A 21,747-nucleotide genomic window follows, 5' to 3' on the forward strand; every position below is an offset into this window, starting at 1 on the left:
GATTTCCCACCGGATTTTCAAGGCGTCACGCCCGCCCCGCCGCCCGCAGGATCGCCATCGTCGCGGCATGGGCCATTGCAGCCCGGCCGGTGGCGTCCAGCTTTTCCGCAAGCGGGCGATGGGGAACCTCGACGCTGATCGTGACGCCCGGCGGCACCGCGCGGACCAGCCCGACCAGATCGATGCCGCCCTGCCCCGGAAACAGCCTTTCGCCCCGCGCGACGCGGATCAGCGACGCATCGTCGCGTTCGAATGGCACCGCCCCGTCGCAAAGCTGGACGTAATGCATCATCTGGGCGGGAAGTGCCGCCACCTGTTCCAGCGTCGAACCCGAGCGGTCGAAATGCAGCGCATCGACCAGCACGCCGCCGTTTGAACGGCCCGCGGCCTGAACAATCGTCTGCGCCGCGGCCAGATCCGGAACCGCGGTCCAGGGCATGAACTCCAGGTCGGCGGTCAGGCCATGCGGGCGGGCAATGTCGCAAAACCGGGCAAAGCTTTCCGTCAGGCGCCCGGTATCCGCATCGTCGCCCGCGACAAGGATGTGGCGCGCATCCAGCGCCTCGCAACGGGCGCAGAAGCGGGCGAGCAGATCCCAGTCGTTCTGGGGCTTCAGGCGAACAATCTCGACATCGCCAACCTTGACGCCGGTATCGGCCAGCGCCGCGCGGACCTCGGCCAGCACGCGGTCATCGTCCAGCAGCGGGTAATCCGACTCGGTCCCCGGTGCCGCGGGCAGGATGCGCAGCCCGACCATCTGATAGCCCGTGGCGGCGGCGATGCGGACGGCCGAAACGGGATCGGCATCGAAGATGGTCAGGAAGGCCAGCGAAAGCGGATGCGTCATCATGCCGCTCACTTCAACGGCGAGAACGGAAGCGGCATGGCGATCTGGCTGGTCATGTCTGGGGAAAGCCAGTCGGGACCACCCTTCGGCGGCCATTTGCCATCGGCCACGGATTTCGCCCGCGCCTCGCTGCGCGCGGCAAGGCTTTCATAGGGCCAGATCTGGGTCAGGCGCGGTGCACCGTCCAGGCCGTACATGGCGACAGTCAGCTTCGAATAAGCCTCGCGCGGGGGAACCGCCTCGCGCCATTTCTCCATGGTGGGCAGGATGCCGTTCAACTTCGTCTTGTAGGTGCGAAATTCATAGATGGGTCCGAAGCTGCCGGGCTGGACTGGCGGCAGGAAATCAAGGGCGCGATAGCTTTCCATCGACAGGTTCACCAGCAGGTCGGCGCAGCCGAAGGGATTGTCGGAACGCAGCGCGCGTTCGCGTTCCGCGTAAAGCTGGGCCAGATCGTCGAAGGCGCGCAGGACGAACACGCGGTTCAGCGTGCCGATATCGGTGCCCCATGCGCCGCAAAGCCGCCCCTGCCCGGCGTTGACCCATGCCTCGATCCCCGGCGCGGCCTTGCCGCCCCCGAAAATCACGGTGTCGAGCGTGGCGAGTTCGTAATAGCTCATGGCGTTTCCTCCTGTGAAAGCCCGGTAACGGGTTGCCCGGCCAGCACGCGGCCGGCGATATATCCGAATGTCATGCCGGGCCCCAGCGTGATGCCGCCCGACGGGTAATGTCCGCCCATGACCGAGGCCATGTCGTTCCCGACCGCGAAAAGCCCCGGAACCGGGTGGCTTTGCCGGTCCACGACGCGCGCGCGCGCATCGGTCCGCAGCCCGGCGAAGGTGCCCAGCGATCCGGGCACGATCCTGACCGCGTAGAAGGGGCCGGTCTCCAGCGGCGCCAGTGAGGGGTTCGGCCCATTCCGGGCATCGCCCTGCACGCGGTTATAGGCACTTTCGCCGCGGTGAAACTCGGGATCCTCGCCCCGCGCGGCATGGCTGTTGAAGCGTGCCACGCTTTCGGCGAGTGCTGCGGCCGGAATCCCGCAGGCTGCCGCCAATTCGTCCAGCGTCCGGCCCCGCTTGAGATAGCCCGAGCGGATCGCACCCCCCAACGGAAACGGAAAGGGCTTCGACCAGCCCAACCCCCAGCGGCGCTGCGCCCGGTGGTCTGCGACCAGCCAGCATTCGGGCGCCTTGCCCTGCGGCGTCGCCGCGATCAGCGCGGCCATGAAGTCGTGATAGCTGTCGGCCTCGCTGACGAAGCGCCGCCCGTCGGGCGTCACCGCGATGATGCCGGGCTTTGCGCGTTCGATCAGATGCGGGAAATGCGCGACCGAACCATCGGCCCGCGGCACCAGCGAAACCGGGGCCAGCGCCACGTTCGATGCCAGGGTGCCGTCAACCTCGGCCCCCACCGCCTCGGCCAGCCGCATCCCGTCTCCGGTATTCGCACGCGGCGCGGCCGAGAAATGCCCGGCCCCGCCACCTGCCTGCGGGGCCAGTGCGTCCAGTCGTGCCGGATCATGGGGAAATCCGCCGGTCGCCAGCACGACGCCCCGCGCAGCGGTCACCACCAGCGGCCCGTCCGGCGTCGCCAGCCGCGCGCCGCTGACCCGCCCATCGTCGCGCAGAAGCTGGGTCACGGGCGCGCTGTCGAGCAGCGTCACGCCCTCGTCCAGCGCCGAGCGCATCAGCCGCGCCACCAGCGCGTTGCCGTTCACCAACTGCGTGCCCCGGCGATGCAGCAGAAGGTCGCGCAGATGCCGCCCGATCCGGCGCGCGGCGTATAGCGCCGAGCGCGGCTTGCGCGTCGCGTCGAAGAAATGGCGCATGTCTGCGCCGCCCGCGATGCCCATGCCCCACAGGCTGACCACGTCCAGCGGCGGGCGCAGCTTTGCGGCCCAGCCGCCCAGCCCACGCCCGTCATAGGGCAGCGCGGACACCGAGCGCCCGCCCCGCGCCGCGCCCTCGGTCTCGTGGAAGTCGGGGACCGCATTGCCGTCGATCCAGCGCATCGCCGTATGTTCGGCGAAGAACGACACCATCTCGGGGCCGTTCTCCAGAAAGGCGGCAAGCCTGGGGTCGCTGGCGCGGTTGCCCAACTCGCTGCGCAGATAGGTGCGCGGCGCCTCGGGCGGCTCAACGATGCCCGCAGCGCGGGCCAGCGGGTTGCGGGGTATCCACAGCCACCCCCCGGACCAGGCCGAGGTGCCGCCAAAGACTGGCTCCTTTTCGGCCACGACGACGCGCAGCCCGAAATGCGCGGCCGTCACCGCCGCCGCAAGGCCCGCGGCCCCCGATCCGACAACAAGAACATCGCACGCCAAGGCGCGTTCGGGTGAAGCTTCCATTCTCTCCTGCCAGTCAGCCCGCCGGCGCGGGCCTGCGCCTAAGCGCTTCTGCGGCCCTGCGGGTCATCGTCCAGCGCCCGCACATTGGCCCGAAAATACTTGGTTCCGGCGGCCGCGCCGCCCAGTTCGTCCGCCGCCGCCTGCAGCCGCGGCGCAAGCTCGGCCATGCGGCCATCTGTCATCCGCACCGCTGGTCCGGCGATCGAAAGGCATCCCAGCACCGGCCCGCTGCCGTGATAGCGCACCGGGACGGCCATCGCGGCCATACCCGCGATATAGCTGTCGACAGCAGTGGCATAGCCGCGCGCCCGCGCCTCGGCCAACTGCTGAAGCAGCAGCGTGATGCTGGTCGGGGCAGAGGGTCCCTGCCCCTCGGCCTGACGCAACAGCCCCTGCGCGCCGACGCGGTTCAGCGCCTCGTCATCGGTCATGCTGGCCAGCCACGCCTTGCCCCCGGCCGAGCTGGCCAGGTGGACGACCACGCCCTGCTCCTGACCCGGATCATAGCGCAGGCCCCGTGTCGCGCCCTGCGCCACCGCGACCCAGATCAACCGGTCGCCATCGATCACGGACAGGCGGATCAGCTCTCCGCTGTCGGCGGCAAGCTGGTCCATGACGGGCTGCGCGACATCGGTGATCCCGGCGCGGCCCATGAAGCCCAGCCCCATCGCCGGCAGCTTGATCGTCAGCGCGTAGTCACCCTGAGCCTGCACCTGCCGGACATAGCCCAGCCGCGCCAGTTCCTGCAGCGTGCGATGCACGCCGCTGGCGGGTTGTTCGGTCGCGGCAGCGATCGCCGTCACCGGCAGGCCCATGGGGTGATCGACCAGAAGCTCGACGATGGCGAGGGATTTTTCCAGAACGCTGCTCATGATCCGCTTCCGATGTTGAAACCGGTTTCAGACTCACAGGCCAACGGGGAAAGGTCAACCGCGACCGCCCTTCCGGTTTCGGCGGCCGAGCGGATCGCGTCCAGAACGACAAGGTTCGCGGTCGCGTCGCGGGCGGAAACCAAGGGCGCGCCTCCATTCCTGATCAGCCCGGCGAAATGCTCAAGCTGAAGCTCATACGGATCGGCGGGAATGCAGTCGAGCCGCCTGGGCTGCAATTCGCGTGTCCAGTCGGGCGCGCCCTGCGGCTGCCACAAGACCAGATCCGGCATCGACAGGCCGGCACGGCTGCCCGCGTAATGATGCGCGCTGACCGGATGGGCAGGGAAACGGGCCATGTTCTCGCCCGCCGAAAGATCCCAGGCCCACGGCCCGACTGCGGCATCCGAAATACACAGCGTGGCCAGCCCGCCGCCTGCGAATTGCAGGCAGACGGCGGCCGTATCCTCGACCGGAAAGCCGCGGCGATGGTGACTCGCCATGGCCTGCACGCTGGCGATCTCGCCAAAGAAGTGACGCAGCAAGTCTATTTCATGAACCAGGTTGATCAGCAGCGGTCCGCCCGCGCCCTTTGTCCGGCGCCATGGCGCCTGGAAATATTCAGGCGGCTTCGCCAGGGACGAATTGACCGTCGCCATCACCAGATCACCGATCGCGCCGGCGTGGATCGCCTGATGCGCGGCGCGGATGATCGGGTTGTGGCGGCGATGGTGCCCGACCAGCAGCGGCACCCCCGTTACGTCGGCGACGGCGATCAGGCGGCGCGCCGATTCAAGGCTTTCCGCCACCGGCTTCTCCAGCAGTACAGGGATTCCGGCGTGCAGCAGCGCTTCCGAGATCGGCAGATGCGTTTCGTTCGGCGTGGCCACGATGGCGGCCTGCGCCAGCCCGGAATCGATCAGCGCCGCGACATCGGGCAGGCAGGGCACGCCGGCGGCAGCGGCCAGCGCCCGACCGCCTTCGGCCGGATCGACCAGCGCGGCAAGGTGCGGGCCGGACATCCGGGCCAGCGTATCGACATGGGTGCGACCGATGGCCCCCGCCCCGATGACTGCCACTGCTATGCGCTTCGACATGCGACCGCCCTTTCCGTCCGCTTTTCCGCATAAAGTCAGATCAAATTTCAGAAGTCAATTTTATTATTGAATGTCATTCCACATTTGCTAATCTCGCTGACAGGACAAGCGAATCCCATGCCGGAATCGCGGTGGGCTTCGGGACGGAACTGCGAGGAGGCAAGATGTCACAACTGCTGCGGATCGACGGCGAAACCGCGATCTTCCCCATCATCGGACACCCGATCGGCCAGGTGAAATCGCCAACCTCGCTCAGCCAGATCATGGCCGAGCGCGGCTATAACGGCATGGTCGTCCCGATGCATGTCCTGCCCGCCGACCTGCCCGACTGGCTGGAACAGGCGGGCAAGGTCAGGAACTGCCCCGGCATCGTCGTCACCGTGCCGCACAAGGGACCGTGCCTTGATTTCTGCGCCAGGGTCACGGCGCGGGCGCGGGCCGCAGAGGCGGTCAACATCATGATCCGCGACCATCAGGGCGACTGGATCGGTGACGCGACCGACGGACAGGGCCATATGGACGGCGTCAGGGCCGAGGGTTTCGATGTCTCGGGCAAGCCGGCGCTGCTGGTCGGGACCGGGGGCGCCGGTGCGGCCATCGCCTATGAGATTCTGGCCCGCGGCGCGTCGGAACTTGCCCTGCACGACATCGACACGGCGCGACGCGACGCCCTTGTCGCGCGGTTGGACGCCGCGTTTCCCGGCCGGGTCCGCATCAGCGACACCGATCCCCGCGGCTTTGCGCTGGTGGCAAATGCGACTCCTCTGGGAATGCGCGAGGGCGATCCCCTGCCGGTGCGCACGGAACTTCTGACCCCCGACCAATTCGTTTCCGACGTCGTGACGCGACCGGCGATTCCGCCTCTGATCGCTCAGGCGCGGGCGCGCGGCTGCGCCACCATGCCCGGCTCGGCCATGTTCGAGGCGCAGGCCGTGCTGCTGGCCGAACTGCTGATGGGAAGCCGCAAGATCGCGCTAGATTAACATAAGGTTACAGGGCATGAATTAACGGCACTCGCCAGCCCTTGGGCGCCTGTGCAGACTGGACGCGGCAGGTCACGGGAGAGGCTTGCCGCATCTTTGAACAGAATCGGGACCGCCCTGGCGCATCCCGTCCAGGACGCGGCGACCGGGTGCCGCAGCCCTGGCCAAAAGAACCCGGATCCTTGGGAGGAGACAACGAATGTTCAGAACATTGATCGGAACGGCCGCGACCGCGCTGGCCCTGTCCGCACTGCCTGCGCTGGCCGAGATCAAGATCGGCTCGATCGCCGAGCTTTCCGGTCCGGGTGCCGCCGCCGGCACCAACTTCCGCGATGGCGTGAAGATGGGATTCGAGGAAATCAACGCCGCCGGCGGTGTCCTCGGCGAACAGGTCGCACTTGGGGAATATGACAGCCAGACCGACCCGCAGGTCAGCCGCGCCATGGTCCAGAAGGCGATCGACGATGGCGTCGTGGCGCTGACGGGGACCGTCTTCTCGTCCTCGACCGTGGTCAACATGCTGGTCGCGAAACAGGCGGGCATCCCGCAATTCACTGGGTCCGAGGCACCCTCGATCACCTCGATGAACAACCCCTATATTTTCCGCACCGCCTTCGGATCGCAAAAGGGCGTGCCGAAGATGGCGAAATACATGGCCGACGAGATGGGCGTGAAAAAGGTCGCCGTGGTCTGGGCCAATACCGAATTCGGCAAGGGCGGGCACAGCTCGTTCGAGAAGGAGGCCAAAAACTACGGTTTCGAGATCGTGGCCGACATCCCGACCGAGCAGGCGCAGAACGATTTCTCGGCCGACGTGGTCAAGCTGAAGGGCGTCGAGGCCGATGCCGTCTTCGTTTATCTGACCGAAGAGGAAAGCGCCCGCTTTCTGCGCGAGGCGCGCAAACAGGGCGTGACCCAACCGCTGGTCGGTGAAACCACGCTGATCGGCCATAAGGTGATCGAGTTGGCCGGGGATGCCGCCAATGGCGCGATGGGCCATGTCGGCCTGACCCCCGACGCCGATATTCCGGCGATGACCGAGATGGTCGAGAAATTCAAGGCGAAGTACAATTACACGCCCGACCACAACGCCATCAAAGGCTATACTGCGGCCTATACGATCAAGTGCGTGACCGAACTGGTCGGCAAGGCCGACAGCCAGGCCATCGCCGACAAGATGCATGGGCTGACGTTGAAGGCCGCCAACTGCCCCGGCGTGCTGATGGATGTCAGCTGGGACGACACGGGCGAGATGTCGCGCGAAAGCTTCTTCGTCGAGGTCAAGGACGGCAAGCAGGTCGTCAAGGCGATCCTGCCGCCGAACTGATCCGATCCCGCAAAGGCCGCGCCCTGACCGGGCGCGGCATCGCTGCCAAGGGCAGGCTGGCGCCGACTTCGCCGGCCTGGCCCGGTTTGTCGCAACCTGACTCGGGGTTCACATGGCCGAGCTTATCCAGATCCTGATTTCCGGCCTTGCCGCCGGCTCCATCTATGCACTTGCCGCGGTGGGGTTTACCCTGCTGTGGCAGGCGTCGCAGACCATCAACTTTGCGCAGGGCGAATTCGTCATGCTGCCCGCCTTCTTCGTGCTGATCGGCATGGGGATGGGGCTGCCGATGTGGCCCGCGATCGGCTTTGCGCTGATCCTGTCGCTGCTGATCCTGGGCGTCGCCTTCAAGAAACTGGTGGTCGAACCGATGCTGCCTCATGGCACATTGCCGCTGGTCATCGCCACCATCGCCCTTGGCCTTCTGATGAAGGAAAGCGTCAAGGAATTCTATGGCGCGACCGCCCAGCCCTTTCCGGCGATCTTTCCGCAGACGGTCTATAATGTCGCGGGCGCCAGCGTCTCGGTGCAGGACATCTGCAACCTGCTTGTCTCGATGCTGGCGATCGGCGGACTGCAACTGTTCCTGAACCGCACCCGCACCGGCCGCTGCATGCAGGCCAGCGCGCAGAACCCGGCCGTAGCCGAAATCCTGGGCGTCGATGTGAAGCGCATGGTGCTTTACACCTTCCTGATCAACGCGGCGCTGGCAACCATCGCCTCGGTGCTGATCTCGCCCGTCTACCTCGCCAAGTTCTCCAATGGCGAAACGCTGGGCCTGGTCGCCTTCATCGCGGCCATCGTCGGCGGCTTCAACCAGATCAGGGGCGCGCTGGTCGGCGGGCTGCTGATCGGGGTGATCGACAACCTGTCCGCGGTCTATGTCTCGGCCGAATACCGGCAGGCGATGCCGCTGATCCTGCTGATCGCCATCATCCTGCTTCGCCCGCAAGGGCTGTTGGGCACCAAGGAAGGACGCGCGGTATGATGACCCGGACCCGACTGATCCTGATCGCACTTGGCGTCGTCGCCCTTGTGCTGGCCCCGCTCGGGCAGGGGAATTACATCATCTATACGCTGACATCGTGGCTTCTGTTCTCGATCTCGGCGATGGGGCTGAACCTGACGCTGGGCTATGCCGGACAGGTCAGCATGGCGCAGGCCGGCTTCATGGGGATCGGTGCCTATGTCACGGCGCTTATGACGCTGGCGGGCCTGCCCTGGATAGCCGCCGTCGCCGTATCCATCACCTCATGCTTCGCGGTGGGGCTGTTGCTGGGCTGGCCGGCGCTACGCGTCCAGCACCATTTCCTGGCCTTCGTGACGCTGGCTTTCAACATCCTGCTGTTCCTCGTCCTGCGCAACGAGGAGGAAATCACCGGCGGCTCGTTCGGGCTGGTCGGGATGCCGCGGCCCAGCGTGCTGGGCATAGCCACGGACAGCAATTTGAACTTCTATTACTTCACGCTGGCCTGCTTCGTCATCGCGGCATTCGTGATGTGGTGGATCCTGCATTCGCCCTGGGGCCGGGCCTTCAAGGCACTGCGGGAGAACCCGATCCGCGCGGAATCTCTGGGGCTGAAGATCCGCCGCCAGACACTTCTGGCCTTTGCCATCGGATCGGCCTTCGGAGGGCTGGCGGGCGCGCTGCAAACGCCGCTGGTGCAGTTCATCGAGCCGGGCAGTTTCGCGCTGTTCCACTCGCTGAAACTGCTTCTGATGGTGGTGGTCGGGGGCGCTGGCTTCTTCTTCGGCCCGATGCTGGGCGCTGCCGTGGTCATCCTGCTGCCCGAGCTGCTGCGCTTCACCGAGGGCTACTACCTGATCATCTATTCGACGCTGGTGATCCTGCTGATGGTATTCTCGCCCAACGGGCTGATCGGACTTGGACAAAGGATCTGGAACCAGTTCCGTCCGAAGCAGGAGCAGCGCGCCGACATGAAGAAGGGGTTCCAGCTGTGAACGCACCCATCCTTTCCGTCCGCAACATCTCGAAGCATTTCGGCGGGATCAAGGCGGTGAACGGCGTCAGCTTCGATGTCCAGAAAGGCGAGATCCTGGGCCTGATCGGGCCGAACGGTTCAGGCAAGTCGACGTTGTTCAACTGCATCCTGGGCCAGTTGCGGCCAAGTGCCGGCCATTGCGAGATCCTGGGCCGCCCGACCGACGGCGTCAGACCGGCGGATCTGTCGCTGATGGGAGTCGGCCGGACCTTCCAGCAGCTTTCGGTCTTCCCGAAGATGAGCGTGCTCGACAACGTCATCCTTGCTGGGCAGGAGCACGAAGGTTCGATGCTGTCGCGCTTGTTCGGCAAGCCCGATGCCGGGCTGACCGGCAAGGCCGAGCAGCTGATCGAGTTCTTCCACCTGACACCTTATCGCGACACGCAGGCGGGGTCGCTGTCCTATGGCCAGCAGAAGCTGGTCGATGCCGCGATGGCCTTCATGGCGGGGCCGGGGATCGTGTTGCTGGACGAACCGGCGGGGGGCGTGAACCTGACCATGCTGGCCCATCTCAAGGAACGTCTGCTGACCTATAACCGCGAGCACGGCACCACCTTCGTCGTGATCGAGCACAACATGGAATTCGTCATGTCGCTTTGCACACGCATCATCGTGCTGGCGCAGGGCGAGATCATCGCCGAAGGCTCGCCGGACGAAATCCGGGCGAACCAGACGGTCATCGACGCCTATCTGGGGGGCTGACATGCTGGAAGTCAGGGACGTCACCGGCGGCTATGGCCGCATCACCATCCTGAACGGCACTTCGTTCACCATTCCGAAAGCCTCGATCACCACGGTGATCGGGCCGAATGGCGCGGGCAAGTCCACGGTGTTCAAGGCCATTTTCGGGCTTCTGAACATCCATTCCGGCCAGGTCCTGCTGGAGGGAGAGGACGTGACCCGCAAGCGCCCGGCCGAAATGATCGCCCGCGGCGTCACCTATGTCCCGCAGGGGCGCAACGTCGTGCCGCAACTGTCGGTGTTCCATAACCTCGAACTGGGGGGCATTACCGCCAAGGATCAGGGCAAGGTGCGACAACGGATCGAGCAGGTCATGGACCAGTTTCCCATGCTGCGCGAGCGCCGCGACCAGAAGGCGATCGAGTTGTCGGGGGGCCAGCAGAAGCAGCTGGAAATCGCCCGCGCCTTGCTGCTGGACCCGAAGCTGATCCTGATCGACGAACCCTCGATCGGGCTGTCCCCGAATCTCGTGCAGGAAGTGTTCCAGACCCTGATCCGGTTGCGCGATCAGGGTGTCACGATCCTGATGGTGGAGCAGAACGCCAAGGCCGCACTAGCCATGTCCGATTACGGGCTGGTGCTGGAACTGGGCCAGACGCGGATGTTCGACCGTGCCGACAAGCTGCTGGCCGATCCGCGCGTCGGCCAACTTTTCCTGGGCGGACATATCGAGGATGCCGCCTGAGACAGCGTGCGGGGCCTCAGGCCCCGCACAGTTCGGCCAGCGTCCGGGCAATCCCCTCCTCGATCCGCGTGACCGGATGGTCGCCCAGTCCGGCGGGCACCGGGTCCGAGGAAAGGTCGGCCGGGATGCGCAGGGGCACACCCTCGATCCCGATGCCATCCCAACCGCTTTGCCGGGCAAGCTCGGCAGTGAACTCGGTCATCTCGCGCGTGTCGCCCGCCATGGTCAGGACGCTTGCCCCCTGCATCGGCTGCGTCATCGCGGCGGCCAGCAGGCGGGCCACGTCATCGACATGGACAAAGCCGACCCGGCCCGAAAAGCGGATCTGCGCCGCCTCACGCCGGACCGAGGCCGCAAGTGCGATCGACGGGCCCGCCGCGATGCCGCTGCTGATCCCCGGACCATAGACGATGTAGGGCCTGAGGCCGAGGCTGGGGACGCCGTGATCCGTGGCCCAGACCCGTGCCACGCCCTCCACCGCAAGCTTGGTGACGCCGTACAGCGACATCGGGTGCGGGGTCGCGGCACTTTCCGGTCCAAAGACCGCAGCGCTGCTGAGATAGGCAACCGGCGCCCCGATCCGCCGCGCCAATTCGAACACCAGGGTCGAGCCAAGCACGTTCACCCGCACCGCCAGCGCCGGGTCGCGGGCGCAATCGACCGTCATCAGCCCGGCCAGATGGACGATGCCCGAACACCCCTGCCCCGCTGCGTCAAGCGACGTCGCGTCGGTCACATCGCCCACGACCGTCTCGCAACCCGGCAGCGGGTCCATGCGCCGGATCGCCCCTTCCAGATCGAAAAGCCGGGGCACGATCCCTTGCTGCAGCAGCGTCGCGGCCACCCTTTGCCCGATGAAGCCAGTTCCCCCGATCAGCAGAACCCGCCGCGCTTCGCGTCCATTCGTCATCCTGTCTCCTCCTGCGACTCGCCTAAATGGAATCATATTCAATTCTAAAAATCACTTCCATTTTTGTGCCTGCCGTGGCAATTTCTTCCTGCGCATGGCGAAGGGGAGACACGCGATGGACACCGGGACATTCGATGAAGAGGTTGACCTGCTGGTCATCGGCGCAGGCGCAGGCGGCATGACGACGGCGCTAACCGGTGCCATCCGTGGGCTGAAGGTGCTGCTGTGCGAAAAGACGTCGATGGTCGGGGGCACCACCTCGACCTCGGGCGGCACGACGTGGGTGCCGGGGACCGAACTGTCGCGGCGCGCCGGCGTTCCCGACAGCGTCGAGGATGCCGCGACCTTCCTGCGCCATGTTGTCGGCAATCGCGGTGGAGATGACAGGCGCGCGGCATTCCTGGCCTCGGGACCGGAGGCGATCGCCGATCTCGAACGGAATTCAGAACTGCGCTTTGTCGCGGCCACCGCCCATCCCGACTATCTGGACGGGCCGGGCGCGGCCTATGGAGGACGGGCGCTGGCGCCGGTCGAATTCGACGGCAGGCTGCTTGGTCCGGATTTCGATCGGGTACGTCCTCCTCGTGACGTCTTCATGGGGCTGGGCGGCATGATGGTTGCCCGCAACGAGATCGCGGCAATGCTGAACCCGTTTGCCAACGTTGGAAATTTCCGCGTCGCGGCACGCAATGTCCTGCGTTATGGCCGCGACCGCCTGCGCCATCCGCGCGGCACACGACTGCTGATGGGCAATGCGCTGGTCGGGCGGCTGTTGTTCAGCCTCCGCCAGCGCAAGGTGCCGATCTGGTTTGAAAGCGCGCTGGCCGATTTTATCCGCGACGGCGAACGCGTCGTCGGCGCGGTCATCCGCACGCCCAAGGGCGACCGCCGGGTGCGCGCGCGCGGGGTCGTGCTGGCGACCGGCGGCATCGGCTGGAACACCGAACTGCGCCGCAAGCTGTTCCCCGCCCAGATCGCGCCGCGCTCGCAATCGCCCGAGGGCAATACCGGCGACGGCATCTCGCTTGCCATCGACCGCGCGGGGGCCGCGCTTGGCGATGGTTGCGACAGCGCGGGGCTGTGGATGCCCTGCTCGCTGCTGCCCGGGCGCGGCGACAAGGTCGCGGTCTGGCCACATATCATCCTGGACCGGGCCAAGCCGGGGCTGATCGCGGTCGGTCCGGACGGGCGACGCTTCGTCAACGAAGCCGACAGCTATCACGACTTCTGCATGGGCATGATCCGCGCCGGGCTGGATCAGGCCTGGCTGGTCGTCGACGACCATTTCATCCGCCGCTATGGGCTTGGGCTGGTGCTGCCGGGTGGGCGCGGCCTGTCCAGACTGCTGCGGCGCGGCTATCTGCAACGGGCCGACAGCATCCCTGCACTGGCCGCCCGCATCGGCGTCGATGCCGCGGGACTGACCGACAGCGTGGCTGCGAACAATGCCCATGCTGCAGCGGGCAGCGACCCCGATTTCGGGCGCGGCTCATCCGTCGTGAACCGCTTCAACGGCGATGCCGAGGTCGCCGGGCACCCCTGTCTTGGCCCCATCGGGACCGCGCCATATTACGCGCTGCGGGTGGTGCCGATCGACCTTGCCGGCAGCGGTGGACTTGATTGCGACGTCGATTCGCGTGTGCTGAACACTGCCGGCGCACCCATCGAGGGCCTTTACGCCTGTGGAAACGACGCCGCCTCGATCTTTCGCGGAACCTATCCGGGGCCCGGAACGACGATCGGACCCGCGGTTGTCTTTGGCTGGCGCATCGCGCAGCAGGTGGCCGACGCCGCCTGAGCGCCCCCACGATATCAACGGGATGACCCATCACCTTGATCCGCGACCGAACGTCACGCGGGACGCGTCCATAACATCGTGTTAACGCCGCATGACAAACGGTCTTTGACGTTACGAAAGCCCTTTGCGATGTGTCACAGCCACAGCGCCTGAGGAGCCGGCGCCGCAATCTGGGAGGTTATCATGACCGCTTCAAACCCCGTGTCCGCGCGGGCCAAGAGCCAGTCGAGCAAGGCTGCGGCCAGCGGCTGGATCGGCTCGGCACTGGAATATTACGACTTCTTCATCTACGCGACCGCCGCCTCGCTGGTGTTCCCGCAGATCTTCTTCCCGTCCGAAAATCCGCGCGTGGCGATCATCGCCTCGCTTGCGACCTATGGCGTGGGCTATGTCGCGCGGCCTATCGGCGCCTTCGTGCTGGGCCATTGGGGCGACACGCATGGGCGCAAGAACGTGCTGATCCTGTGCATGTTCATGATGGGGATCTCGACCCTGCTGGTCGGCCTGCTGCCGACCTACAGCCAGGTCGGAATTCTGGCGCCGATCCTGCTGGTCGTGCTGCGACTGGTCCAGGGCTTCGCCGTCGCGGGCGAGATTTCGGGGGCCAGTTCAATGGTGCTTGAACATGCGCCCTTCGGACGTCGCGGATTCTTTGCCAGCTTCACCCTGCAGGGCGTGCAGGCGGGCCAGATCCTGGCCGCGGCCGTCTTCCTGCCGCTGGCACATTTCATGCCCGACGACGCCTTCAACAGCTGGGGCTGGCGCATTCCCTTCCTGCTGAGCTTCGTCGTGATCGTCGCCGGCTGGATCATCCGCCGCGAGGTCGACGAAACCCCGGCCTTCCAGAAGGAAGAAGCCCAGCAGGCGACCGCGCGCTCGCCCGTGGTCGAGGCGATCCGCACCAGCTGGCCCGACATGATCCGCGTGATCTGCATGGCGCTGATGAACACGATCCCTGTCGTCGCCACTGTCTTTGGCGCGGCCTATGCCGTGCAGGCGGCCTATGGCATCGGCTTCCACAAGGACGTCTATCTGTGGATCCCGGTCATGGGCAACATCCTGGCCTGTGCGGTGATCCCCTTTGTCGGCAACCTGTCGGACAAGATCGGCCGCCGCCCCCCGATCATCGTCGGTGCGCTGGGTTCGGGACTGCTGGCCTTTGGCTATCTTTACGCGATCTCGATCCATTCGGTGCCGCTGGCGATCCTGATGTCGCTGCTGATGTGGGGCATCGTCTATCAGGGCTATAACGCGATCTTCCCAAGCTTCTATCCCGAACTGTTCCCGACCCGGACACGCGTGTCCTCGATGGCGATCTCGCAGAATATCGGCACGACGATCACCGCCCTGCTGCCGGCGCTGTTCGCCACCGTCGCCCCCCCCGGTTCGACCAACGTGCCGATGGTGGTGGGCTCGATCGCCTTCGCGATCACCGTGATCGCCGCCGCCGCCGCCTGGTCCGCGCGCGAGACCTATCGCGTCCGCATGGAGGATCTGGGCAACCCCGATGCCATCCCGGTGCCCCAAACCGAATATGTCCGCCTGCGCGGCGAGGCTCTGGCCAGCCGCTGACCCCGGGACATGTGGCCCCGCCCGGGGCCACCCATGCAGCGAACTTCCCCACCTGCCGGATCGTCGACCCCGACGGTCCGGCTTTTTCTTGGCGAATGCTTCGGGCGGCGTCTCCTGCAATTGCCTCTGCATCCTCGAAACTCGGTGACAAACTGATCGGGCAGATGCAACACTTGCCCAAGGATTGGACCGAGGGAGAAATCAAGTTGATTGGCAAGGTTCTGACGACGACGGACGGAATGCCCCATTCCGACATCGCAATTCAATATGCAGCGCAACTGGCCGCGAAATATGGCGCGCCTTTGACCATCTGCGTGGTCAATATTGCGCATGGGGGACCGCGCGGCCCGATGATCCAACATTGGAGCGATCAGGAAATCGCCGGAATCTTCGACCATGCCGCGTCAATCGCGCGCGAAAATGGGGTCTCGGAACCCAAGCAGGTCAGCCTTGTCAGCCGTGAAGCAGCAGCCGGGATCGTCGCCTATGCCGAGGATAACGGCTACGACCAGATCGTCGTGGGCACCGGCAACAAGCGCGGATTGTCACGGCTGATGATCGGATCGGTCGCCGCCGACGTGGTCGCACGCGCCCATGTCACGGTCACGGTAGCGCGCTAGCAGCGACGGCGGGGGCAAGGCCGACTCGTCAGCGTCCGCTGTCAAACTACGGCGGCCGCGCATGGTCGCCTTTGCCCTCAGCTGCCGTCTAGTCTTTCGACGCGGCGCAGGACCGGAAATGCGGTCATCCAGACCGCGACCACGGCAAGGGTTCCAAGCCCGCCGATCACCCCTGCGGCGACCGGTCCCAGCCAGCCCGCCATCATGCCGCTTTCGAATTCGCCAAGCTGGTTCGACGTCCCGATGAAAAGCGAATTCACGGCATTGACCCTGCCCCGCATCTCGTCCGGCGTCATCAGCTGCACAAGGGATGAACGCACCACCACGCTGATATTGTCCGAGGCCCCGACGACCAGCAGCGCGAGAATTGAAACAGCGACGCTTTTCGACAGCGCGAACAGAATGGTCGCAAGCCCGAAAACTGCGACTGCCGCGAACATCTTTCGGCCCGCGCCGCTCGTGATCGGGGCTCGCCCCAGATAGATCGACATGCCAAGTGCGCCAACCGCCGGCGCTGCACGCAGCAGGCCAAGGCCCAGCGGTCCCGCCTGCAGGATGTCCGAAGCAAAGATCGGCAGCAGCGCCGTTGCACCGCCCAGCAGAACCGCGAACAGGTCCAGCGAGATCATCCCCAGCACCGCCGGTGTCCGCCGGATAAAGCCTACCCCCGCAAACACCGTTCGCAGCGTGACCGGCGGTCGCGCGGCCTGCGCGACGTTCAACACCTTGATCGTGCCGACGCTGTAACCCGCCGCAAGAAACAGCACGCCCGAGAAGATGAAGGGCAGGATGTGCCAGAAGCCGTAAAGCACGCCACCCAAGGCCGGACCGACGATCAGCGCGGTCTGCATGAACGAGGTCGAAGTGGCGATTGCGCGTTGCAGCATGCCCGGCCCCACGATCCCCGGCACCAACGAGGCCATCGTCGGACGTTCGAATGCCTGAGCCGCCCCCAGAACTGCCACCGCGACCAGGATGCCGGTTGGGGTCAGGCTTTGCTGCCAGACCAGAAGTCCCAGGACGATTACCGTCGCCGCTTCGACCCATTGGCAGACAAGCCCGATGCGGCGGCGGTCATAGCGGTCGGCGACCGCGCCCACGACGAAGGTCAAGATGAGCATCGGCAGGAACTGGAAGAACCCGACCCATCCCAGCATCCAGGCCGAGCCCGTCAGCTCATAGATCATCCAACCCATCGCGACCGTCAGGGACTGGAAAGCAAGCGATGAACAGGTCCGAGAGGCGATGAAATGCCGATAGTTCTGGTTTTGCAAAACCGATTGCGACTGCGCTTCATGCGCGCCCGCAAAATCCTGTGTCGTCATGCCGAGGTCCTGAAATGTCGCGATGCCTGTTTGTCGCGACTCCGCATGTCGCGATAATCAAAATTGAAAGCCAGAGGCAAGGTGAAGTTCGCAGATCACGCGGGCTTGCACAGGATTGCCAGGAAATAACACCTCAGCCTCGAGGCGTGCAGGTGGGCGGATGCGCGCCGGCTATCGAGCGGATCAGGCAGCAGGTGGCGAGATTGAGGGGCGCGCCACCGATCGCGCGCCCCACAGGGGAGTTGGCGTCACTCGGGCGAGATCTCGGCAAGCGCGAGTTCATTGATCAGCGCAAGCTTGTCCTCGGCGCTGGCATTCTGGACAGCGACGATGCGCTCAAGCCAGGATTTCAGGATTTGCATGGCCGCGCGGTCGACGGCCGAGGGCAGGGGTTCGCGATCGACGGTTTCGACAAAGCGGCCGGTCAGTTCCGCCAGCAGGCGCGCGACGCCCGCGTTCGCCGGATCACCCGGCAGCGCCTTCAGGATGCGCTCGTTCAGGGCGACATAGGTGCCGATGCCGCCGGGCTGGGTCTGCAGCCAGTTCAGGACTTCTTTCATGGGTCTATCCTTCCATCCTTCCGAAGTTTCCTTGCCCGCCGGTTCCCCGGTCCGGGTGGAATGGTGTGCCCTGCCGCGCGGGGCCTCAGCCTGCCGGCCTGTCCGCCCGACCGCCGTGGCGCGCGGACCAGACCACCGGATCGGCAAGAAATTCTTCAACCACGGCGCGATGCGGAGCGGGCAGATTGCTCTTCAAGGCGAGCACATCCTGCCAGGTTGCAAGACTATGCAGGCACAGACCGGCATTGGCCAGACGCTCACGCGTGCCTGGGAATGCGTCGTGATAGAAGATCGTGAGAACGTCCGTGACCACCGCGCCCGCGCTGCGCAGGCCGCGCGCAAAGCTAAGCTTGCTGCTGCCGTCGGTGGTCAGGTCATCCAGAAGCAGAACCCTGCGCCCGTCGACCGGGCCACCTTCGACCTGAGCATTGTGGCCCGCGCCCAAGGGCCGCTTGCGCACATGGCGCAAGTCCATGTCCAACCGATCGGCAAGGGTGGTCGCGAAGGGCATGCCCGCCGTCTCGGCCCCGGCAATGGCGTCGAAACCGTGCCCAGCCAGCGGTCCGGCAAGGAAATCTGCGGCAAGATCGGTCACGACGCGCCGCGTCGCAGCCGCACCGAAAAGCAGCCTCACATCCACATAGACCGGGCTGGCCCAGCCGGCGGCCAGAAAGAAGGGGCGATCCGTGCTGACATGGACGGCCCCGGCATCGATCAGCATTTCGGCGACGGTCCGACCAGCTTGTTGTGCGCTCATCGGCTTTCCTCCTGCAACGACCCGGACGAGACTGCGCCGCCCCCATAAACCACAATATGGCCCGCGAGACGCGGGACGCGCCCGGCAGGCCGCACGGGGCGCGCAACCGGCCTAAGCCGGTCATTGGCGCGGCGCAAGGCACGGACTGCGCCACGATCAAGGATTTGCCGGATCATTGCAGCGCCTCGCGGATGGCGATGCGCATGACCGCGATTCCGGACAGAAAATCGTCGATCTCCATCGCCTCTTGCGGGTTGTGCGAGCCATGTTCGTTGCGCACGAAGACCATTGCCGAGGCGATCCCCGCATTGGCGAAGACCGCCGCGTCATGCCCCGCCCCGCTGGGGATTTCCTCGGCAGGCAGGCCAAGCGCCTCGGCCGCCGATTTCAGTCGCGCGATCCAGCCTGCATCCAGCAAAGCGGGTTTCGATTCAACCCGACGGTCGAACTCGAAGCTCACGCCGCGTTCCTCGCTGATCATGGCGCATTCCGAGCGGAAGATGTCGTAGAAGGTTTCCAGCGTCTCGGCATTCTGGCTGCGCACCTCGAAGCTGAAACGGGTGGTGCCAGGAATGCGGGCAATGGCGTGTTCGCGCGGATCGGTCCCCATTTCACCGCAGGTGACGACAAGGTCACGCCCGCGCTCAAGCAGGGTGCGCCAATGTCGGTCCAGATGCCCGATAAGCTCGGCTGTCGCAAAGACCGCGTCACGCCGCAGCCAGCGCGGCACCGCCCCTGAATGCCCCGCCTCTCCACGGCACTCGACCGCGCGATGGCGCAGGTTGCCCCGGATCCCGGTCACGACTCCGACCGGCAGGTCGCGCGCGACCAGCACCGGGCCCTGTTCGATGTGCAGCTCGATCCAGCCTGCCACCTGTGCCGGGTCCAGCAGGCACTCGCCCCGCCGCACCCTTGCGATATCGATGCCAAGCGCGGCCATGCTGTCAGCCAGCGAGGCCCCGTCCCGGTCGCGAGCGTCAAGCTCTTCGGGGCGCAACGCCCCCAGAAGCGCGCTCGACCCCATATATGCCCGACCAAAGCGCGAGCTTTCCTCTCCACGCAGGCCAAAGACCTTCAGGCTGCGGCGGGGGCGAAAGCCCTCGGCCTTGAACCCCGCAAGGATCGCGAGTCCCGCGATCACCCCGGCGGCACCGTCGTAGTTTCCACCCTGAGGGACGGAATCCAGATGCGACCCACAAGCAAGGAAAGGCAGCTCCGGTTCGGTCCCCTCCAGCGTGATCACAAGGTTCGCACCCGCATCGCGTTCCGTCGACAGGCCAAGCGCGCGGGCCTTATTCTCGACAATGTCCAGCGCCAGGGATTCGCGCGCGGAATAGGCTTCGCGCGTGATGCCGGTGCCGTCGAACGTGGCGGCTTGCAGGCTGTCGAACAGTTCGGATGCCAGGATGCGATCATCCTCGTCTCCGACAAAGACATTCCGACGGTCGTTCGTCGCCAGCAAGGTCATGATGCTGCGACCGGGTCGACCCATGCCAGGTCGGGTTCATCGGCCTCTTCGACCACGACGCCGCCGACCAGATCGGTGACGCGGGCAATCTCGCGACGCATGCAGAATGTGCGCAGCCCATCGATGATCGTGGTCATGGCGGCGGGTTGCAGGAACGTGGCGGTACCGACCTGCACCGCGCTTGCGCCGGCGAGCATGTATTCCACCGCATCCTCGGCGGTCGAGATGCCCCCGCAGCCGATGACCGGGATCCGCACTGCCCGCGCGCATTGGAAGACCTGCCGCAGCACGATGGGCTTGATCGCAGCGCCGGATAACCCACCCATGATATTTCCAAGGCTGGGCTTGAAGGTCTTGAGGTCGATCGCCATCGCAAGGATCGTGTTCGAGACCACGACCGCATCCGCGCCGCTCGCCTCGGCGGCCAGTGCAATTTCGGGAACGTTCCCGGTGTTCGGGGTCAGCTTGACCCAAAGCGGCAGATGCGTCGCTGCGCGCAGCGCCTTGGTCACGCGTTCGGTCGAGTCGGCACGCATGGCGAAGGCCTTGCCATCCTCCTCGATATTCGGGCACGAGATATTTGCCTCGATCGCGGCGATGCCCGGAACGGCGCTCAGTTCCGCGGCAAGGCTGGCAAACCCCTCGCTGGTCGGGGCCGAGATGCTGACGACCAGCGGCGTGTCAAAGGGCCGGTAATGCGGCAGGGTCGTATTCACGAAATACGGAACGCCCTTGGACGGAATGCCGATGGCGTTGATCAGGCTTCCGGGCTGCTCGACGACTCTCGGAAGCGGATTGCCGGTGCGCAGTTCGCGCGTGATCGTCTTGGTGACGAAAGCGCCCAGCCGGTTGAAATCCATGACCTTTTCCAGCCCTTCGGCAAAGGTGCCAGAGGCGGGCATCACCGGATTTCTAAGCCGCAGGCCGCCGATATCGACGGACAGGTCGACATTCATGCTCATGGCAGGGCCTCCATCAGGTCGAAGACCGGCCCGTCCCAACACACGCGGCGGTTGACGATCTCTCCGTTGACGTTGAAATCGCGGACGCAGCAATAGCACAGGCCAATGCCGCAGGCCATTTGCTGCTCCATCGCGACCTGGCCGGGCAAGCCGTATTCCTGCGCCAACCGCTGCTGCACCCGCATCAGGCGGCTGGAGCCGCAGGTGTAGAATGCGTCGCACCGCCCCTCGGCGATCAAGCCGCGAAGGATGCGTTCGACATTGGCGGGGCCGCTGGTCTGTTCCTGGTCCGTGACGACGACGACATCCGCGCCTTCGTCACGGAACAGGTCCACCGAGACCACCAGATCGGGGCGCCGGGCACTGAAGACAGCCGTCACCTTCGTACCGTTCAGGCGCGCCGCACGAGCCAGCGGTGCCAACGTGGCCAACCCCGCGCCGCGGCCAACGGCGACGATGTGGCGAAGACCGGGGTTCAGCGTGTAGCCGACGCCCAGCGGGCCCATGATGTCCAGCCGGTCCCCCGGCTTCAACATGTCCAGCCCTCGCGTTCCTGCGCCCGTGACCTTATAGAGAAACTCGACCTGCCCCTTGTCGGGGAACGCGCCATAAAGGCTCATGGGACGGCGAAGATAGGGCGCCTCGCCCGGCGGCTGCGGACACAGCAGCTGGAAGAACTGGCCCGGCTGCGCGGCGGCAGCCTCGGCGCTGCAACTCACCACCAGATGCCGGTATTCGCCATTGACGGGGTGATTGCGGATCACCTCGGCCAATTCGGCCACGATGCTGGGGGACCAGGGCGCGCAGGAGCACCCCCCGGTCGATTTGTCCATGGCGCCAGGCAAGGTCGTCGTCGATCCCATGACAGCCTCC

Annotated in this window: 21 protein-coding genes; 9 read left to right on the plus strand and 12 right to left on the minus strand. The window is 65.6% G+C overall.

The window, feature by feature from the left end; translation table 11 throughout:
- Nucleotides 1-25: 25 nt before the first annotated feature.
- Genes ACO2Q4_RS15945 through ACO2Q4_RS15965 form a run of 5 tightly spaced genes read right to left on the minus strand, consistent with a single transcriptional unit; the run spans nt 26 to nt 5,163 of the window.
- Nucleotides 26-847 (minus strand): sugar phosphate isomerase/epimerase family protein, encoded by an 822-nt coding sequence (locus ACO2Q4_RS15945; protein ID WP_423320521.1) that lies wholly within the window; start codon nt 845-847, stop codon nt 26-28.
- Between the two features lie 8 nt (nt 848-855).
- A complete protein-coding gene (locus ACO2Q4_RS15950) occupies nt 856-1,467 on the minus strand; it encodes an NIPSNAP family protein (protein ID WP_423320522.1) in 612 nt (203 codons plus the stop codon).
- Complete coding sequence (locus ACO2Q4_RS15955) at nt 1,464-3,197, minus strand: FAD-dependent oxidoreductase (protein WP_423320524.1); 1,734 nt, start codon at nt 3,195-3,197, stop codon at nt 1,464-1,466. Before ACO2Q4_RS15955 ends, ACO2Q4_RS15950 begins: the two co-directional genes overlap by 4 nt.
- A 38-nt stretch (nt 3,198-3,235) precedes the next feature.
- The gene (locus tag ACO2Q4_RS15960) at nt 3,236-4,069 is read right to left on the minus strand and encodes an IclR family transcriptional regulator (RefSeq protein WP_311759685.1); all 834 of its coding nucleotides are present in this window, start codon (nt 4,067-4,069) and stop codon (nt 3,236-3,238) included.
- The gene (locus tag ACO2Q4_RS15965) at nt 4,066-5,163 is read right to left on the minus strand and encodes a Gfo/Idh/MocA family protein (protein WP_423320527.1); all 1,098 of its coding nucleotides are present in this window, start codon (nt 5,161-5,163) and stop codon (nt 4,066-4,068) included. The genes ACO2Q4_RS15960 and ACO2Q4_RS15965 overlap by 4 nt, the downstream gene beginning before the upstream one ends.
- Before the next feature lie 164 nt (nt 5,164-5,327).
- Between ACO2Q4_RS15965 and ACO2Q4_RS15970 the strand changes: the two genes are divergently transcribed.
- From ACO2Q4_RS15970 to ACO2Q4_RS15995, 6 genes are all read left to right on the plus strand, one after another.
- Complete coding sequence (locus ACO2Q4_RS15970) at nt 5,328-6,146, plus strand: shikimate dehydrogenase family protein (RefSeq protein ID WP_423320529.1); 819 nt, start codon at nt 5,328-5,330, stop codon at nt 6,144-6,146.
- 199 nt (nt 6,147-6,345) lie between these two features.
- On the plus strand, nt 6,346-7,473 hold the full coding sequence (locus tag ACO2Q4_RS15975; RefSeq protein ID WP_423320531.1) for an ABC transporter substrate-binding protein: 1,128 nt from the start codon (nt 6,346-6,348) through the stop codon (nt 7,471-7,473).
- Nucleotides 7,474-7,585: 112 nt separating this feature from the next.
- Entirely contained in the window at nt 7,586-8,461 is an 876-nt protein-coding gene (locus ACO2Q4_RS15980) for a branched-chain amino acid ABC transporter permease (RefSeq protein WP_311759689.1), read from the plus strand.
- Nucleotides 8,461-9,435: a branched-chain amino acid ABC transporter permease gene (locus ACO2Q4_RS15985; protein ID WP_311759690.1), complete on the plus strand. Its 975-nt coding sequence runs from the start codon at nt 8,461-8,463 to the stop codon at nt 9,433-9,435. Before ACO2Q4_RS15980 ends, ACO2Q4_RS15985 begins: the two co-directional genes overlap by 1 nt.
- The gene (locus ACO2Q4_RS15990; RefSeq protein ID WP_311759691.1) at nt 9,432-10,178 is read left to right on the plus strand and encodes an ABC transporter ATP-binding protein; all 747 of its coding nucleotides are present in this window, start codon (nt 9,432-9,434) and stop codon (nt 10,176-10,178) included. The genes ACO2Q4_RS15985 and ACO2Q4_RS15990 overlap by 4 nt, the downstream gene beginning before the upstream one ends.
- A gap of 1 nt (nt 10,179) precedes the next feature.
- Entirely contained in the window at nt 10,180-10,902 is a 723-nt protein-coding gene (locus ACO2Q4_RS15995) for an ABC transporter ATP-binding protein (protein WP_311759692.1), read from the plus strand.
- Nucleotides 10,903-10,918: 16 nt separating this feature from the next.
- On the opposite strand, the gene ACO2Q4_RS16000 is transcribed toward ACO2Q4_RS15995, so the two are convergent.
- Entirely contained in the window at nt 10,919-11,812 is an 894-nt protein-coding gene (locus tag ACO2Q4_RS16000) for an NAD-dependent epimerase/dehydratase family protein (RefSeq protein ID WP_423320534.1), read from the minus strand.
- A gap of 115 nt (nt 11,813-11,927) precedes the next feature.
- Between ACO2Q4_RS16000 and ACO2Q4_RS16005 the strand changes: the two genes are divergently transcribed.
- The 3 genes from ACO2Q4_RS16005 (at nt 11,928) to ACO2Q4_RS16015 (ending at nt 15,802) form a co-directional block, all read left to right on the plus strand.
- On the plus strand, nt 11,928-13,610 hold the full coding sequence (locus tag ACO2Q4_RS16005) for an FAD-dependent oxidoreductase (protein ID WP_423320536.1): 1,683 nt from the start codon (nt 11,928-11,930) through the stop codon (nt 13,608-13,610).
- A 183-nt stretch (nt 13,611-13,793) separates the two neighbouring features.
- Complete coding sequence (locus tag ACO2Q4_RS16010; RefSeq protein WP_395134066.1) at nt 13,794-15,182, plus strand: MFS transporter; 1,389 nt, start codon at nt 13,794-13,796, stop codon at nt 15,180-15,182.
- A gap of 164 nt (nt 15,183-15,346) precedes the next feature.
- Complete coding sequence (locus tag ACO2Q4_RS16015; protein WP_423320538.1) at nt 15,347-15,802, plus strand: universal stress protein; 456 nt, start codon at nt 15,347-15,349, stop codon at nt 15,800-15,802.
- Nucleotides 15,803-15,879: 77 nt separating this feature from the next.
- Here the strand turns inward: ACO2Q4_RS16015 and ACO2Q4_RS16020 are convergent, their stop codons facing one another.
- From ACO2Q4_RS16020 to ACO2Q4_RS16045, 6 genes are all read right to left on the minus strand, one after another.
- Nucleotides 15,880-17,127 (minus strand): MFS transporter, encoded by a 1,248-nt coding sequence (locus ACO2Q4_RS16020; protein WP_423320540.1) that lies wholly within the window; start codon nt 17,125-17,127, stop codon nt 15,880-15,882.
- Nucleotides 17,128-17,375: 248 nt separating this feature from the next.
- Nucleotides 17,376-17,687, minus strand: a complete 312-nt coding sequence (locus ACO2Q4_RS16025; RefSeq protein WP_423320542.1) for a hypothetical protein — start codon at nt 17,685-17,687, stop codon at nt 17,376-17,378.
- Between the two features lie 85 nt (nt 17,688-17,772).
- Nucleotides 17,773-18,444 carry an orotate phosphoribosyltransferase gene (locus ACO2Q4_RS16030; protein WP_423320544.1) on the minus strand — a complete coding sequence of 224 codons (672 nt, stop codon included), beginning with the start codon at nt 18,442-18,444 and terminating at the stop codon, nt 17,773-17,775.
- Between the two features lie 172 nt (nt 18,445-18,616).
- A complete protein-coding gene (locus tag ACO2Q4_RS16035; protein ID WP_423320546.1) occupies nt 18,617-19,936 on the minus strand; it encodes a Zn-dependent hydrolase in 1,320 nt (439 codons plus the stop codon).
- Nucleotides 19,909-20,874 (minus strand): dihydroorotate dehydrogenase, encoded by a 966-nt coding sequence (locus ACO2Q4_RS16040; RefSeq protein WP_423320548.1) that lies wholly within the window; start codon nt 20,872-20,874, stop codon nt 19,909-19,911. The genes ACO2Q4_RS16035 and ACO2Q4_RS16040 overlap by 28 nt, the downstream gene beginning before the upstream one ends.
- The gene (locus ACO2Q4_RS16045; RefSeq protein ID WP_423320550.1) at nt 20,871-21,737 is read right to left on the minus strand and encodes a dihydroorotate dehydrogenase electron transfer subunit; all 867 of its coding nucleotides are present in this window, start codon (nt 21,735-21,737) and stop codon (nt 20,871-20,873) included. Before ACO2Q4_RS16045 ends, ACO2Q4_RS16040 begins: the two co-directional genes overlap by 4 nt.
- Between the last annotated feature and the right edge of the window lie 10 nt (nt 21,738-21,747).

The sequence above is a fragment of the Paracoccus sp. KR1-242 genome, from assembly GCF_049446195.1.
Lineage (GTDB): Bacteria > Pseudomonadota > Alphaproteobacteria > Rhodobacterales > Rhodobacteraceae > Paracoccus > Paracoccus broussonetiae.

Bases quoted from the DNA above. Each gene is read 5' to 3' on its own strand.
- ACO2Q4_RS15945 (WP_423320521.1), bottom strand. From the start codon at position 847: ATGACGCATCCGCTTTCGCTGGCCTTCCTGACCATCTTCGATGCCGAT.
- ACO2Q4_RS15950 (WP_423320522.1), bottom strand. From the start codon at position 1,467: ATGAGCTATTACGAACTCGCCACGCTCGACACCGTGATTTTCGGGGGC.
- ACO2Q4_RS15955 (WP_423320524.1), bottom strand. From the start codon at position 3,197: ATGGAAGCTTCACCCGAACGCGCCTTGGCGTGCGATGTTCTTGTTGTC.
- ACO2Q4_RS15960 (WP_311759685.1), bottom strand. From the start codon at position 4,069: ATGAGCAGCGTTCTGGAAAAATCCCTCGCCATCGTCGAGCTTCTGGTC.
- ACO2Q4_RS15965 (WP_423320527.1), bottom strand. From the start codon at position 5,163: ATGTCGAAGCGCATAGCAGTGGCAGTCATCGGGGCGGGGGCCATCGGT.
- ACO2Q4_RS15970 (WP_423320529.1), top strand. From the start codon at position 5,328: ATGTCACAACTGCTGCGGATCGACGGCGAAACCGCGATCTTCCCCATC.
- ACO2Q4_RS15975 (WP_423320531.1), top strand. From the start codon at position 6,346: ATGTTCAGAACATTGATCGGAACGGCCGCGACCGCGCTGGCCCTGTCC.
- ACO2Q4_RS15980 (WP_311759689.1), top strand. From the start codon at position 7,586: ATGGCCGAGCTTATCCAGATCCTGATTTCCGGCCTTGCCGCCGGCTCC.
- ACO2Q4_RS15985 (WP_311759690.1), top strand. From the start codon at position 8,461: ATGACCCGGACCCGACTGATCCTGATCGCACTTGGCGTCGTCGCCCTT.
- ACO2Q4_RS15995 (WP_311759692.1), top strand. From the start codon at position 10,180: ATGCTGGAAGTCAGGGACGTCACCGGCGGCTATGGCCGCATCACCATC.
- ACO2Q4_RS16000 (WP_423320534.1), bottom strand. From the start codon at position 11,812: ATGACGAATGGACGCGAAGCGCGGCGGGTTCTGCTGATCGGGGGAACT.
- ACO2Q4_RS16005 (WP_423320536.1), top strand. From the start codon at position 11,928: ATGGACACCGGGACATTCGATGAAGAGGTTGACCTGCTGGTCATCGGC.
- ACO2Q4_RS16010 (WP_395134066.1), top strand. From the start codon at position 13,794: ATGACCGCTTCAAACCCCGTGTCCGCGCGGGCCAAGAGCCAGTCGAGC.
- ACO2Q4_RS16015 (WP_423320538.1), top strand. From the start codon at position 15,347: ATGCAACACTTGCCCAAGGATTGGACCGAGGGAGAAATCAAGTTGATT.
- ACO2Q4_RS16020 (WP_423320540.1), bottom strand. From the start codon at position 17,127: ATGACGACACAGGATTTTGCGGGCGCGCATGAAGCGCAGTCGCAATCG.
- ACO2Q4_RS16025 (WP_423320542.1), bottom strand. From the start codon at position 17,687: ATGAAAGAAGTCCTGAACTGGCTGCAGACCCAGCCCGGCGGCATCGGC.
- ACO2Q4_RS16030 (WP_423320544.1), bottom strand. From the start codon at position 18,444: ATGAGCGCACAACAAGCTGGTCGGACCGTCGCCGAAATGCTGATCGAT.
- ACO2Q4_RS16035 (WP_423320546.1), bottom strand. From the start codon at position 19,936: ATGGGTCGACCCGGTCGCAGCATCATGACCTTGCTGGCGACGAACGAC.
- ACO2Q4_RS16040 (WP_423320548.1), bottom strand. From the start codon at position 20,874: ATGAGCATGAATGTCGACCTGTCCGTCGATATCGGCGGCCTGCGGCTT.
- ACO2Q4_RS16045 (WP_423320550.1), bottom strand. From the start codon at position 21,737: ATGGGATCGACGACGACCTTGCCTGGCGCCATGGACAAATCGACCGGG.